This window comes from Paenibacillus sp. OK076 (assembly GCF_900110055.1).
Lineage (GTDB): Bacteria > Bacillota > Bacilli > Paenibacillales > Paenibacillaceae > Paenibacillus.
Window position 1 is genome coordinate 2,520,031 of record NZ_FOCH01000001.1, and the last position, 15,615, is coordinate 2,535,645.

Genomic DNA, 15,615 nt, shown 5'->3' on the forward strand with positions numbered 1-15,615 from the left:
CGAAAAGGTGAAAACCGGTCAGGCAATCATGTATAATATGACAAGATACACAAGCTTTGCTCATAAAAGTATTTTGCATAAATCCCAAGGATGACTTTGGAATCAACAGATGCAAGATGCTGTGAAGAAAAGAATGTATACGTATTTTTGTAGGGACCCAAACCATCTTTTTGGAGGAGGAAAAGCAAGTGGAATACCGCATTGAGAGAGATACGTTAGGTGAAATGAAAGTACCAGCCGACAGGCTGTGGGGAGCTCAGACGCAGCGCAGCAAGGAGAACTTTCCGATTGGTCGCGAGCATATGCCGATGGAAGTTGTTCGTGCTCTTGCCATTTTGAAAAAAAGCGCTGCTGCCAGTAACCATAAATTAGGTAAATTGTCCGCTGCCAAAGCGGATGCAATCGCTTATGCTGCTGATGAAATTATTGCTGGCCGGATTGATGATCATTTCCCGCTCGTGGTGTGGCAGACGGGTAGCGGAACACAGTCCAACATGAACGTAAACGAAGTTATTGCCAATCTGGGTAACCAGCTGCTTGAACAAAAGGGCAAGGAAGAACGTCTGCATCCGAATGATGATGTGAACATGTCCCAGAGCTCCAATGATACATTCCCAACGGCTCTGCATGTTGCAGGGGTACTTGCTGTTGAAGATCAGCTCTTGCCAGCAATTGCGGTGCTAAAAGCCACCTTTGCAGATAAATCCGAAAAATTCAAAGATATTATCAAAATTGGACGTACCCATCTTCAGGATGCAACGCCAATTACACTCGGTCAGGAGATCAGCGGCTGGGAAGCGATGCTTGATAAGAGTGAACGCATGATCCGGGATAGTGTGAATTATATGAAAGAACTCGCAATTGGTGGCACAGCTGTAGGAACCGGAATTAATGCACATCCTGACTTTGGTGATTATACAGCCAAGGAAATTGGCAAGCACACTGGCAAAGATTTTGTATCCGCACCCAACAAATTCCACGCGCTTACAAGTCATGATGAAGTAGTCTATGCCCACGGTGCAGTTAAAGCGCTTGCAGCTGACTTGATGAAAATTGCCAATGATGTTCGCTGGCTGGCTAGTGGTCCACGCAGTGGTCTAGGAGAGATTCGTATTCCAGAGAATGAACCGGGCAGCTCCATTATGCCAGGTAAAGTGAATCCAACCCAGAGCGAGGCGATGACCATGGTGGTTACGCAAGTCATGGGGAACGATGCGGCGATTGGCTTCGCGGCAAGTCAGGGTAACTTCGAGTTGAATGTGTTCAAACCAGTTATTATCTATAACTTCCTGCAATCTGTTCAGCTCCTTGCTGATTCCATCGTTGCATTTAACGATAAATGTGCGGTGGGCATTGAGCCTAACCTCGGCCAGATTGAACACAATTTGAATAACTCGCTTATGTTGGTTACCGCTCTTAATCCGCATATCGGTTATGAGAATGCAGCCAAAATTGCCAAGCTTGCGCATAAGGAAGGACTGTCTCTGAAGGAAGCAACATTGCAGACAGGTTTGCTTACGGAAGAACAATTCGATCAGTATGTTGATCCAGCGAAAATGATTGCCCCGAAAGCTTAATCAGTCATTATCATGCGAACTTCATTCCAATAAACAAGCGACCTGCATACGCAGGTCGTTTTTTAGCTCGTGATGTTCTTGAACTAATGCTTGTCAGTCTATACGTATACATATAAAATACATATGCGACTATTTTTTAATTGATCGGAACTGTTTATTTCATTGGAGGTTTCTGCGTTGTCGAAAAAGAGAAGATTTACGATTCGCTCCAAAATTCTATTGGGCTATCTAGTGGTTGTGTTGTTATTTGGTGCCGTTTTGCTAGTATTATCTGCCCAAATTGATGCATCGCAGAAGGAAATTGATTTTATCAGCCACCACGACCTGGAAGTGCATAACCTGACCAATGCCATTGAGAAAAATGTTCTAAATATGGAAACAGGACAGCGGGGATTCATGATTACCGGGGAAGAAAGTTATTTGGAACCTTACAATCAAGCGCTAACCCAGTGGAATTCCAATTATGCCGAACTGTATGAGCTGGTTAGTGATAACCCATCCCAGCAAAAGACTCTGGAAACCATCAATACACATATTGTCCGCTGGATTGATGTTGCCGGATCAGCCTCGGTGGCCTTAAAGAAACAAGGAGATCAGGAGAAAGTCATTGAATTTTTCCATTCCGACCCAGGGAAAAGTGAAATGGATCTGTTAAGATCCGAGTTCGAGAACTTCCGCAATACAGAGTTGCGACTGACGGAAAGCCGGGTGAAAGAGCTCGCAGCACGAAGCTCCACATTGCTTACCATTATGTATACCTTATGGGCTGCCGTTGCCGGACTATCTGTTGCCGCTTCGCTCGTCATTTCGGGCAATATCGTCAAGACCCTGCGTGAAGTCAAACATACCATCAGCGACATATCACAAGGTGGCAATCTCACACAGCGTATTATTGTCCGTACACAAGATGAGGTCGGTGATTTAGGTAAAGAGACGAACTTATTGCTGGACACGGTACAGGAACAGAATCGACTTAAGGATCAGGTTGCCAGCATAGCTACACTCCTGCAGAACCCTACAAGTTTGGAGGGACTGTCAAGGTTGTTTCTAAACCAAGTCGCGATCCTGCTAGAAGCCCCTTATGGCGTGTTATATGCGATGAAAGAGAATCGTCTCATTCGTGTAGCTGCGTATGCAGCAGATGGAGAGAAAGAGCGTTCCCTCGGTAAAGTATCCGTTGCACCGGGTGAGGGATTAGTAGGTCAGAGTGCGATTGAGAAGCGAGTTTTGCAGATGAACGACTTGCCTCAAAATTATATTCGCATCTCATCGGGACTTGGTGAAGCGTCAGCTGCATCACTCACAGTAGCGCCGGTGGTATTTGAAGGTAAAACGATAGCTGTTATCGAACTTGCTTCCATGAAGCCAATCGAACCAAAGGAAACAAAGCTGTTAACCGAACTGATCGAAATCTTCGGGGTTTCTCTTCATTCCACCATAACACGCATGGAATTACAGCATTTGTATGATGAATCCCAAGTGTTGAATGAAGAATTGCAGGCTCAATCGGAGAAACTGCAGGCACAGACTGAAGAGATGGTATCTCAGACGGAAGAATTACATATGCAAACAGAAGAGCTGCATATACTGAACGAGCGTCTGGAAATGCAGAAAAATGCGGCAGAGACTTCTGCCAGTGAACTTGCAAAAGTAGCGGATCAGCTGCGGACAAGCTCTGGTTACAAGTCTGAGTTCTTGGCGAATATGTCGCATGAACTTCGTACTCCACTGAACAGTATGCTGATTCTGTCCGAGATTTTGGCTGAGAACAAGCATCAGCACTTAAACAGTGAAGAACAGAAATATGCTTCGGTGATCCATGCATCAGGTAAGGACCTGTTGAATCTGATTAACGATATTCTCGATCTTTCCAAGGTGGAAGCCGGGGAGATGGAAGTGGATTTGGATGATGTGCATCTTGAAACCCTGCCTGAAGCAATGAATCAATATTTTTTGAAAACGGCGGAGCAAAAAGGGATTGATTTCCGGATTCAGCTTCAAAGCCCTCTTCCGGAAACAATTGTTTCCGACGAGATGCGGTTACACCAGATTTTGCGGAATTTGCTCTCCAATGCATTCAAGTTTACCAATGAAGGTGAAGTGGCCTTAACCATCTCCAGAGTGAGTCTGGCCAATCTGGAAGACAGCGGGGCAGAGAAGGAGGTTATAGCCTTCTCGGTTAGTGATACCGGGATTGGCATTGCTGAGAACAAACTGCTGCAGATCTTTGATGCGTTCAAGCAGGCAGATGGAGCCACAGCCCGAAAATACGGCGGAACTGGACTGGGACTGTCGATCTCTCAATCCCTTGCCAATCTGTTGGGAGGATCAATCTCAGCAACGAGCCGTGAAGGACAAGGAAGTGTCTTCACTTTATTCCTCCCACTTAGAAGGGAAGAGCCTGAGGTTATGCAGAACCCCAGATTGTTCTTGAACGAGGTTGCCGTGACTGATCCTGAAATTAACAGTGCTTCAGCAATGAATTCAACCAAAATCGAGATGTTACTGACTCCACTGGAAGAATCATTATTGAATGGTCGTCAGGTTCTCGTTGTCGATGATGATATTCGAAATGTATATGCGTTGGCAAATGCCCTTGAGCAGTATAACATGAAGGTGATTACAGCTCAGAATGGCTACGAGTGTCTGGAGATGTTAGAGAGCGGAGAAGCGAATCCGGATATTATCTTGATGGATATCATGATGCCAGAGTTGGATGGGTATGAGACCACTCGCCAGATCCGTGAGAGATTAAATCTCAAGCAGCTCCCTATCATCGCTCTGACTGCCAAAGCCATGAAAGAAGATCGTGATAAATGTATTGCAGCAGGGGCCTCGGATTATATTAGCAAACCGCTGAATATAAAAGAGGTACTGTCTCGGATGAAATTATGGCTGAGTCATGAAACGTTGGGAATTTGATCTTTTTCGTTTGTAATTCAACCTGTATCAACTCCAAAATAAAACCTATGCCCGTTGCGCAACGATTGCTGCAATTGTGTCATGGGTTTTATTTTTTTTCTCATGTAAGCTATTCGGATGAAATTGATGTTATAATACTTAACAACAATCGAGGTTTATTTCAAAATAATGGGTGTGTTCAAGTGAATAACCTTTGTTTTCGTTCATGTTAAGGATATAAAACGTTTATTGCGTTATATATATGGGAGGTAATGTCCATGCAACTTACGGTTAAAGAGGCTTTACAGGTGTACCCGTTGTCTGAGGCCAGACTGGTTGCGGGTGGGGAAGGGACTTCACGGATGATGAAATCCGTTAACGTCATGGACGCTCCAGATATAGCGGATTGGATCAAATCCGGAGAACTGCTGTTCACTACCGCATTTATCATGAAAGACAACGAGACCGATGCACTTCGTCTGATGCGCCGCCTGAACGAACGTGGTTGTGCCGGGCTTGGCATTAAATTGGGCCGATTCTGGCAGGCCATTCCGCAAGGGATTATCGAGGAAGCAGATCGGCTGCGGTTACCGCTGCTGGAACTGCCGTTTCAGTTTACATTTTCCGATCAGATGAATGCGTTATTCAAGGCAGAACATGAACGCAGCAATCGGTTACTGCACGAGGTGGTGCAAAAGCAGAAAAAATTGATGCAGTTTGCATTGCAGCAGCAACCGCATCGGAATGTATTTGCCGAACTGGCTACCGTGTTAAATTATCCGCTTGCGGTTATTGGCTCCCGCGGCCATGTGCTGTATGGCAGCGAAGGCATTGCAGGAGATGCGGTAGTACAGGGTTGGCCCTGGAAATCCGTCATGCACCGTGTGAAATGGAATCAGGGAAGCTGCCACCGGGTACCCATCAAGCAGAATGATGAAGAATACGGATTTTTGCTCGTCTTTACAGACTCGGCGCTATCTCTTAGAGCAGAGGAAGAATTATTTCAGCAGGCTGCGGATGTCTTGGCATTCTATATGGATATGACCTATCGAGAACACATTAATCCCACCGTTCAGGATGAGATGCGTACGCTGCTAACCCAATATCTAGAAAACAAAATGACGGTAGAGGAACTCACCAAGCTCAGCGAGAATAAAGGCGTTCATCTGTTCCAGGGGACTTATCAATGTGTGTTGATCACGCTGGAACCGTCTGTATTTGCAGAAGGGAAGCTGCTGAAGCAGATTCACCGCGAGTTGCAGTACAATCCGCTTATGCAATTCACGGCCTCACAGCATTTTCAGATCGAAGATGGCATACTCTCCATCTATACCTGTCCAACAGGACGGGATTATGGAGAGGAATTATCAGCATTCCTGCTAAATCGGTTCGGGGATGTTCTTGCAGCACAGGAAGCCAAGGGAGCATCTGCACCCCGGTTCTGGATCAGCAAAATGAAGCATGAGCCGAAGTCGCTGCGCGAAGCCTATCAGGAATGTCTGGATACCCGCCAACTGGCTCGCCGTTTCGGGATGAAGGATCGAGCTCTCCAGTTTGAGATGCTGGAATTCGCCTATGTATTCCAACATGTTCCGGATAACATCATGGAGAATTATTGCAATAAAGTACTTGAGCCTTTATTGGCGAGGGACGGCGATCCCAATCAGGTACTGATGAATACGTTGGAATCTTTTATCGAGAATGATGGACTCATTAACGAAGCTGCGAAGCAGCTGTTTGTGCATCGGAACACCGTTACCTATCGGATGGAGAAAGTCGGGAGTTTGCTGCAAATGGACTTTAAGAAGACTAATGATCTGCTGAAATTAAAGCTGGTGTTCACCTTCCGCAAGTTTGTGCGGGATAAAACAGCGGCTAGGCCGTATTCGCAGCATCATTAATCTAAAGTTTGACCCCTTAATACGTTAATACTTTTATGGTCATAACCATTATCCAAAACAAGTGTTGTGCAGCATGACAATGAAGCAGGCATGTTAGATAAAACCGTATTTCCCTTGAGGAAATGCGGTTTTTTTCGCTTTTCATTACATTTGAACAACCAAATCCCGTGCACTGATAACAAATCACAGAACTGATGTTATGTTATATTACAAAATTGCGTAAATATTATTGTCGCAGTACAGAGAGACACTTAAAATGAAGAACAACAATCCACAGAAGACCGGAGGTTCTAACATGGGCGACTTCATTAAACTCGTTAACAACTGGTCTATCACACAGTTCGTGCATACGTTTGGCGGACTATTCGAAGAATCACCTTGGGTGGCGGAGCGTTCCTGGCCTTCACGGCCATTCGACTCTTTTGAACACCTGATGAAGGTGATGAAAAACGTAGTGCAATCCTCCGATGAAAAGGTCCAGTTGCAGTTGCTTTGCAATCACCCGGATCTCGGGGCGCGAATCAGCATGAGCAGCAATTCTGTTCAGGAACAGGCTGGGGCAGGGCTTGATTCACTTTCGGCGGAGCAATATAACGAGCTTAGCAAATTGAACAAAGAATATACAAGCCAATTCGGCTTTCCTTTTATATTGGCCGTGAAAGGTCACACAGCTCAGTCCATTCTGGAGTCCATGAGGAAGCGCAATCGGAGAGGAAGAGAGGAAGAATTCCAGACCGCCCTGAAGGAAGTGTTCAAAATTGCTTCCATTCGATTGGAGCAATGGCTGGTGCAGATTGGTCATGAACATGAATTTGAATTAAAGCCAACCGAAGTAAAGCAGCGGACCATGTATTACGGCAAGGGAGATGTATGGATGTACCGTTCATACGCCAAACCGTTGACGGATATTCAGGCCATACCGGAATCTCCATTTACAGGACGTAATAATATCCTGTTCGGAATGAACATTAAAGTAGCCGTTCAAGGCGAGGAATTTCTGCCTTCTTTTGTCGAAGGAGATAATTCTCTCGTCGTTGCAACGGATTCAATGAAGAATTTCATCCTGAAACATGCTGCGGATTACTCCGGAGCTACAGTCGAAGGTTTCCTTGCTTATGTCAGCCGACGTTTTCTGGAGACATATCCGCAGATGACCAAAGTTCAGATGACAGCAGATCAGATTCCTTTTGAAGATGTGCCTGTTCGCAGAGAGGGAAGCCTTCGTGCAAGCGAGCTGGTATTCCGTTATTCCCAGAATGATCGGGCTACGGCTGCAATTGAAGCGCAGCGAAAAGGAAATCAGGTCGAGCTAAGCAATCATTTCAGTGGTGTCGCAGATATCAGGCTTATTAAGGTCAAAGGCAGTGAATTTGCCGGTTTCGTCAAGGATGAGTACACCACCTTACCCGAGACATGGGACCGTCCACTATTCATTTTCCTGAATATCAATTGGCGTTACGAAGACCCGAGAGATGGCATAGACGATCAGTGCGGACGTTATGTAGCGGCGGAGCAGGTAAGAGATGTAGCTGCTGCCGTGTTCCATGCGTGTCGCTCGGCATCCATTCAGCATCTGATTTACCAGATTGGACTTAGGCTCTTGCGTCGATTTGGACAGCTTAGTGAGGTTTCATTTGAATCCAACAATCGGACATGGGAAACGGTGCTGGAGGAAGTCAAAGAAGGAGAAGGCAAGGTATTCACGGAGGGCAGACCTCCTTATGGATTTCAAAGCTTCTCAATGACAAGGGATGATCTTGAGGATGACCATTGGGGCTCGAAGAAAGAAAGGGAGGCATGATGTCGGTGGCTGGAGGACGGATTACTACGCATGTGCTGGATACTTCCAAGGGCGTTCCGGCCGCGGGCGTGCGGGTTGAACTTTTTGTATTGCATAGGGATGGCGAGAAGGAAAGTAGAATGAAAGTTGCTGAATCGGTGACTAATAGCGATGGGCGTCTGGATGCTCCGTTACTTGAAGGCGGGAAGCTTGAGCAAGTGGTCTATGAGCTTCATTTCAACGTTGAAGGGTATTACGCACAGCGATCTCTTGAAGAATTGGGGCAGACATTATGGACAGTTGTACCGATTCGGTTTGCCGTATCGGATGCTGCAAGTCACTACCACATTCCTTTGTTGATTGCGCCAGGTGGTTACAGTACATACCGGGGAAGCTGAAATCTATGAATCCGGTTCTGATCAGGGGAGGGTCATCCATATGACAAAGTTAGATATGATCATCCGGGGGGCCCGGGTTGTATTGAGAGATAGCGTGGAGGAACTGGATATTGGGATTACGGGTGAAAAAATATCTGCTGTGTCCTCACACCTGGAGGGTGATGAAGACACTGAAATAATAGAAGCAGATGGCCTCACCGTGATGCCAGGGGCGGTGGACATTCATGTCCATTTCAATGAACCTGGACTCGCGAGCTGGGAGGGATTCAAATCTGGATCAGCATCACTGGCTGCTGGTGGAATTACGACGTATGTTGATATGCCGCTTAATGGTGTCCCCCCAACGATAAGACCGGAGGCATGGGAGTTGAAAATGAAAGCAGCCAGCGGTCAATCCTATGTTGATTATGCGTTCTGGGGAGGACTCGTTCCCGCTAATCTGTCTGAGCTTGCGTCTTTGGCCGAAAGAGGTGCGGCGGGATTCAAGGCATTTATGTCCGAACCTGGTGGAGAAGGGGAAGACATCTTCGCCAGAGCGGATGACGATACACTTTTGAATGGCATGTACGAGATTACAAAACTAAACCGTGTGCTGGCGCTTCATGCCGAAGACGAAGCGATGGTTGCTGAGCTTGGAGCAAGAAGTATTGCAGATGGACGAATCGGCCCGATGGATTACGTGCAATCTCGCCCAGCAGAAGCGGAGGTTCGGGCGGTGTCCCGAGCGCTGCAGTATGGGGAGCAAACCGGATGTGCATTGCATTTTGTGCATATCAGTACACGGGAAGCGCTTGATCTGATTGCAGCGGCGAAACAGCGCGGACTGGATGTAACTTCTGAAACATGCCCGCATTACCTGACGCTGACAGATGAAGATGTTGTCCGGTTGGGAGCTGTAGCCAAGTGTGCGCCGCCATTGCGGAGTCAGGCTGAGCAAGATCGGTTATGGGATGCGCTGGAAGCAGGTCTGATTGATGTTATTGCATCTGACCACTCACCCTGTCCGCCATCGATGAAACAATCTGATCATTTCTTTGAAATCTGGGGTGGCATCTCTGGGGCACAAAGCACGCTGCTGCTCATGTTGGAGGAAGGACATCTTCAGCGAAATGTAGCCCTTCCGCTGCTAGGAAGAATCCTGGCTCTACAACCTGCCAGAAGGCTTGGATTGGAGAGCAAAGGTGAGATTGCCATCGGCAAGGACGCGGATCTGGTACTGATTGATTGGAAGAAGAGTACCACCTTAAATGCGGAAGACCTGCACTACACACATAAACAGAGTCCTTATGTGGGACGCACATTTTCCTCCAGCATTGCAGAGGTGTTCTGCCGGGGCACACGAGTATACAGTTCAAAAACAGGATTATCGGATGAACCTGTGGGACGGTTTATCCGTGCTAACTCATCTGTTCCGGTTGGCGTTGAAGGAATGGAGGGGGGATCATGACGGATTTTGAAGTACACACGCCTTCGTGGACGGAACGTCCCATCCAGCCTTTGCCGCAATTGGAGCAGGTGGAGCTGAAAGGCATGCTTGACTGGTTGTCTACATATGGCGCTGATCCCCAAGGAGGTGTGACACGTCTGTTGTACGACCAAGCATGGTGTAAGGCACAGCATGCGCTTGCGGAAAAAATGCAGGAGAAAGGGTTGGCACCGGAATTCGATCAATCAGGCAACCTGTATGGAACTCTGCACGGTAGAGGTGTGGGTTCAGGAGTGGAAAAAGAAATCGAAGCGGCACCGATTGTTACGGGGTCCCATATCGATACGGTGGTACATGGTGGAAAGTATGATGGCGCATATGGGGTAGTTGCGGGAGTGCTCGCCCTAGAGTATCTACAGAAACATTTTGGGGACCCCAAACGAACACTTCGAGTCGTGTCCTTATGTGAGGAAGAAGGTAGTCGATTCCCCTTCGCTTATTGGGGATCACGAAGTATAACGGGGGTAAGCGGGCTGGAAGACGTTCAGCATTTGAAGGATCAGGAAGGCATTACCTTTGCACAGGCGATACGTGATGCAGGCTTTGGACCAGATAGCAGCTATAGATCGGCTTCACATAACTACGGTGCGTTTATCGAACTTCATATCGAGCAAGGTCAGGTCCTTGAACGATTGGGCCATTCGATTGGTATTGTATCGGATATTGTAGGCCAGAAACGCTTTAGCATTACAGTAAGTGGCGAAGCCAATCATGCCGGAACTACACCGATGACCTGGCGTAAGGATGCACTTGCAGGTGCAGCCGAGATGATTACTGCTGTAAGACACATTGCGCTTGAAGCGGGAGAACCACTTGTAGCTACTGTTGGACGAATAACAGCTGATCCGGGGATCGGTAACGTTGTTGCATCCCGAGCCGTATTCTCGCTCGATATCCGGCATATCAGGCAAGAGAGCATCAACCAATGCTGGCAGCACATGCTACAGGAATTTAGCCGAATCGCAGCGGAGCAACAGCTCGGACTGAACTGGGAGGAGCACTTGTCTGTCACCCCTATTCCGATGAACGAACAGATTACGTCAGACATCCGAGCTATCTGTGAAGTGGAGCAGTTATCCTATATTCACATGCCAAGCGGCGCAGGACATGATTCGCAGATCTTTCAGCCGGCTTGTCCTACGGCGATGATTTTTGTCCCCAGCCAGGATGGAATTAGCCATAATCCCCTTGAATATACAGCTGAAGAGGACCTGATGAAAGGTTTCCGGGTTCTGGTTCAGCTACTCTATAAATACGGTTACGGGAGTTGAGTGAAGATGTCCAACTATAAAGAATTGTCCCCGTCCTTGCGGACGATCATGACACCGGGGCCAGTTGAAGTCGATCCAAGAGTGCTTAGGGCATTGTCCTTCCCGATCCTGGGGCAGTTTGATCCGGAGTTCACTTCCCTGATGAATGAGACGATGGCCATGCTGCGTGAACTATACATGACAGATAATGAGTGGTGTTATCCGGTAGATGGCACATCCCGCTCAGGTATTGAAGCTGTGTTGGTCAGTCTGATTCAACCGGGGGACAAGGTGCTGGTTCCCATCTATGGACGCTTCGGACATCTGTTGGTTGAAATTTCGGAACGTTGTGGTGCAGAGGTTGTTTTTTTTGAAACAGAATGGGGAACGGTTTTTGATCCCGAAGAGGTTATCAAGGCGATCCATGCCCATAAGCCGAGTTTGGTCGCGATTGTTCACGGCGAGACATCAACCGGGCAAATGCAGCCTCTCGCCGAGATTGGCAAAGCCTGCCGCGAACTTGATATTTTACTCGTCGTTGATGCTGTTGCCACAATCGGCGGTACACCTGTGGAGACGGATGCCTGGTATCTGGATGCGGTGATGGGTGGAACGCAGAAGTGTTTGTCCGTTCCATCCGGGATGGCGCCATTAACGTATAACAGTCGTGTGGAGAAGAAGCTGATGAGTCGCAAAACCGTCGAACGGGGACTCCGGGATGCGACAAGTGCTCGGGCTGAAGGCCGTACAATTGCCAGCAATTATTTTGACCTAAGCCAGTTGCAGGACTACTGGAGCTCGGCGCGGTTAAACCATCATACAGAGGCAACTTCGATGCTCTACGGTCTTCACGAGGGGCTGCGGATTTTGCTTCAGGAAGGTCTGGATACGCGTTTCCAGAGACATCGGATCAATGAACGTGCGTTAGTCGCGGGCATTCAGGGCATGGGGCTCAAACTGTATGGAGACATGTCCAGTAAACTTCCAATGGTCACCTGTATCGAAGTTCCGGAAGGCATAGACGGAGAGTCGGTACGCAGCATGCTTCTGAACGATTTCAGTATTGAAATTGCCAGTTCGTTTGGACCATTGAAAGGCAAGATTTGGCGTATTGGTACAATGGGATTCAGCTGCCAGCGCAAAAATGTACTGCATGTGCTGGGTGCCCTGGAGGCTGTCCTGTTGCGTCATCGCCACACCTTGCCAGCAGGGGAAGCCGTGCAGGCAGCTCTGGATGTGTATGCCGGGAAGGAGGGTGTCTTATGTTGAACCAGATGCCGATATCCAGGGAGGTGATGGTCACCTCCCCGCATTATTTGGCGAGTGCGGTTGGCAGCGCAATCCTTCAGCAAGGGGGTAACGCTTATGATGCTGCTGTCGCTGTAAGTGCCGCACTGGGCGTAGTCTACCCCCACATGACAGGACTTGGCGGAGATGCTTTCTTTTTGATTCATGATGGAGCAAGTGGTGACATAACTGCTTACAACGGAAGCGGTCGTTCAGCAGCAGGCATTCATGCAGACACATTCAAAGCGATGGGGATGAGCGCCATTCCTCAACGAGGCGTGCTTAGTGCGATTACCGTTCCTGGAATGGTAGATGCATGGTGGGAAGTCTGGTCCCGCTATGGGAAGTTAAAGTGGGAACAGTTACTTGAACCAGCTGCGCAATATGCAGAAAAAGGATGCCCTGTATCCCGAAATCTGCGCCTGTGGCTGGAACGTGATGAGGATTTCATTATGGGGCATACACCGCTGCGAGCGGTATTTGCCCCTTTTGGTACACTTTTGCAGGAAGGGGACCTGCTCCAGCAGCCTGATCTTGCCACCTCTATTCGCCTGATTCAGGCAGGCGGACGCGATGTTTTTTATACCGGGGAACTGGCGGAGCAGCTAACTTCGGCTATTCGTGAGGATGGCGGCATGCTTGCTCCAGCGGATTTCGCAGCTCACAAGGGAGATTGGGTGAAGCCGATCACTACCGATTACCGTGGCTATCAAGTCCATCAGATGCCGCCCAATTCACAGGGTTTCTCGATGCTGATGATGTTGAATATGCTGGAACATATTGATCTATCGTCCGTGGCGCGTACGTCCCCCGAGTTTTATCACCTGATGGCTGAAGTGGTCAAAAAGGCTTTTCGTGACCGTGATCGGTATCTCACAGACCCGGAATTCAGGGATATTCCGCTGGAAAATCTGTTGTCCAAGGCTTATGGAGATGAATTATGGAATGAGATCCAGTCCGCTCCACCTGTGGCACAGCCTTTTCTGTCCAAAATGATGGGTCAGGATACGGCTTATGCGGCGGTTGTGGACAATGAAGGCAATGCCGTCTCGTTTATTCAGAGCCTGTACTTTGATTTTGGCGCTGCTTATGTGCCGGGAGATACAGGTGTGATCATGCAGAACCGCGGGTCCTTTTTCTCGCTTGATCCGAAGGACGCCAACGTATTGGAACCCAGTAAACGCTCATTCCACACCCTAATGCCGGGTCTTGTCACTCGTAACGGGAAACCATATATGCTCGTAGGCACGCAGGGCGGTGAGGGTCAACCTCAGACACAGCTATCGGTTCTTACGGGGGTGCTGGACTATGGTCTGAACATTCAGGAAGCCATTGGGCTGCCGCGTTGGGTGTATGGGCGTACCTGGGGCGAGGAAGGTGACACGATGCGAGTGGAGAACCGTTATCATGACGACGTGTGTGACATGCTTGCCCGATGGGGGCATAACGTCGAAGCCAGAGCGCCGTGGGACGGGATTATGGGGCAGTCGCAAGGGATTGTCATCCGTGAAGATGGCATGATCAGTGGAGCAGCAGACCCCAGAGGAGATGGCATGGCTATCGGGTGGTAACGTGATTTATGTACTGGATCAAGTATAGATCCAAAGAAGATTATCCTCATTGTGCAGGATCAGAATAAGTAAATTTACGCAGATAGATACGGATGGGGGAGATTATCATGGGAACGATCCTGCTAAAAGGTGCACAACTCGTCACAATGAATGCAGAAGAGGATGTATTTACGGGAGATCTGATAATTGAGGATAACAAAATCAAAGAGATTGCAGAACATATCGATGTTCAGGCAGATCAGGTCATTGATGCTCGAGGCAAAGTGCTGCTGCCAGGTTTTATCCAGACGCATATTCATCTGTGTCAGACTTTGTTCCGTGGACGTGCGGACGACCTGGAATTGATGGATTGGCTTCGTCAACGCATTTGGCCGCTTGAGGCGGCGCATGATGAAGAGTCAGTCTATTACTCGGCAATGCTCGGCTTGGGCGAATTGATTTCCAGCGGGACAACGACGATTTTGGATATGGAGACCGTGCATCATACCGATTCGGCTTTTCAGGCGATGGCACAGAGCGGCATTCGGGTGATTTCCGGTAAAGTGATGATGGATCACGGGGATGAAGTTCCTGAACCGCTGCGTGAAAATACGGCTACCTCGCTGCAACAAAGTGTCGATTTGCTGGAGAAATGGAACGGATTCGGCGGTGGCCGCATTCAGTATGCATTTTGTCCACGCTTTGTCGTCTCGTGCACCGAAGAATTGTTGGTTGAGGTACGTGACCTGTCGAATAAGTACCATGTGAAAGTGCACACCCATGCCTCCGAAAATCGTGGCGAGATCGAACTGGTAGAACACGAACGTGGCATGCGCAACATTGTCTATCTGGATCATATCGGTCTGGCTACTCCAAGACTGGTGCTTGCCCACTGTGTGTGGCTGAGTGAGGAAGAGAAGGAGATTATTCGCAAACGCGGGGTAAAAGTCACCCACTGCCCTGGATCGAATATGAAACTGTCCTCGGGTATAGCAGATATTCCCGATCTGCTGAATCGTCAGATTGCGGTAGGCATTGGTGCCGATGGTGCGCCGTGCAACAACAATCTGGATATGTTCCAGGAGATGCGCCTGACCGCGCTCATTCAAAAGGTGCCTCATGGTCCAACAGTGATGGACGCTCGGACAGTGCTGCGCATGGCGACGATGGGTGGAGCGGAAGTACTCGGAATGTCCAAGGAAATCGGCAGTCTGGAAGTGGGTAAAAAAGCAGATATGTTACTGCTGGATCTGGATGATTTTCATACGTACCCTTCCTATGAGACTGATGTGTACTCCCGTGTGGTCTATTCCGCAACTCGCAGCTGTGTAGACACCGTTATTATTGATGGAAGTATCGTGCTCAAAAACCGGAAGATTCAAACAATTGATCGCGGCATCGTGCTTCGTGAATCGGATAAAAGCATTGCAAGATTGATGAAACGTATCTAATCAACAGCAACCAGACGAAACTCATCCAATAACT

At 48.3% G+C, this 15,615-nt stretch carries 10 protein-coding genes; all 10 read left to right on the forward strand.

What is annotated here, in order from left to right; all coding sequences use genetic code 11:
• Positions 1–188 precede the first annotated feature (188 nt).
• A complete protein-coding gene (fumC, locus tag BMY78_RS11250; protein ID WP_090898151.1) occupies positions 189–1,577 on the forward strand; it encodes a class II fumarate hydratase in 1,389 nt (462 codons plus the stop codon).
• Between the two features lie 177 nt (positions 1,578–1,754).
• Positions 1,755–4,499, forward strand: a complete 2,745-nt coding sequence (locus tag BMY78_RS11255) for a CHASE3 domain-containing protein (RefSeq protein WP_090898154.1) — start codon at positions 1,755–1,757, stop codon at positions 4,497–4,499.
• A 257-nt stretch (positions 4,500–4,756) separates the two neighbouring features.
• A complete protein-coding gene (locus BMY78_RS11260; RefSeq protein ID WP_090898157.1) occupies positions 4,757–6,379 on the forward strand; it encodes a PucR family transcriptional regulator in 1,623 nt (540 codons plus the stop codon).
• A 295-nt stretch (positions 6,380–6,674) separates the two neighbouring features.
• Positions 6,675–8,180: a factor-independent urate hydroxylase gene (gene pucL / locus BMY78_RS11265; protein ID WP_090898160.1), complete on the forward strand. Its 1,506-nt coding sequence runs from the start codon at positions 6,675–6,677 to the stop codon at positions 8,178–8,180.
• On the forward strand, positions 8,180–8,557 hold the full coding sequence (gene uraH / locus BMY78_RS11270; protein ID WP_090898163.1) for a hydroxyisourate hydrolase: 378 nt from the start codon (positions 8,180–8,182) through the stop codon (positions 8,555–8,557). Before pucL ends, uraH begins: the two co-directional genes overlap by 1 nt.
• Positions 8,558–8,597: 40 nt before the next feature.
• Positions 8,598–10,004 carry an allantoinase AllB gene (allB, locus tag BMY78_RS11275; RefSeq protein WP_090898166.1) on the forward strand — a complete coding sequence of 469 codons (1,407 nt, stop codon included), beginning with the start codon at positions 8,598–8,600 and terminating at the stop codon, positions 10,002–10,004.
• Positions 10,001–11,314 carry a Zn-dependent hydrolase gene (locus tag BMY78_RS11280; protein ID WP_090898169.1) on the forward strand — a complete coding sequence of 438 codons (1,314 nt, stop codon included), beginning with the start codon at positions 10,001–10,003 and terminating at the stop codon, positions 11,312–11,314. The genes allB and BMY78_RS11280 overlap by 4 nt, the downstream gene beginning before the upstream one ends.
• A gap of 6 nt (positions 11,315–11,320) precedes the next feature.
• Positions 11,321–12,562, forward strand: coding sequence for a pyridoxal-phosphate-dependent aminotransferase family protein (locus BMY78_RS11285; RefSeq protein ID WP_090898172.1), 1,242 nt, complete (start codon positions 11,321–11,323; stop codon positions 12,560–12,562).
• On the forward strand, positions 12,556–14,151 hold the full coding sequence (gene ggt, locus BMY78_RS11290) for a gamma-glutamyltransferase (protein WP_090898175.1): 1,596 nt from the start codon (positions 12,556–12,558) through the stop codon (positions 14,149–14,151). The genes BMY78_RS11285 and ggt overlap by 7 nt, the downstream gene beginning before the upstream one ends.
• 107 nt (positions 14,152–14,258) lie before the next feature.
• Complete coding sequence (locus BMY78_RS11295) at positions 14,259–15,581, forward strand: 5'-deoxyadenosine deaminase (protein ID WP_090898178.1); 1,323 nt, start codon at positions 14,259–14,261, stop codon at positions 15,579–15,581.
• Positions 15,582–15,615: the final 34 nt, after the last annotated feature.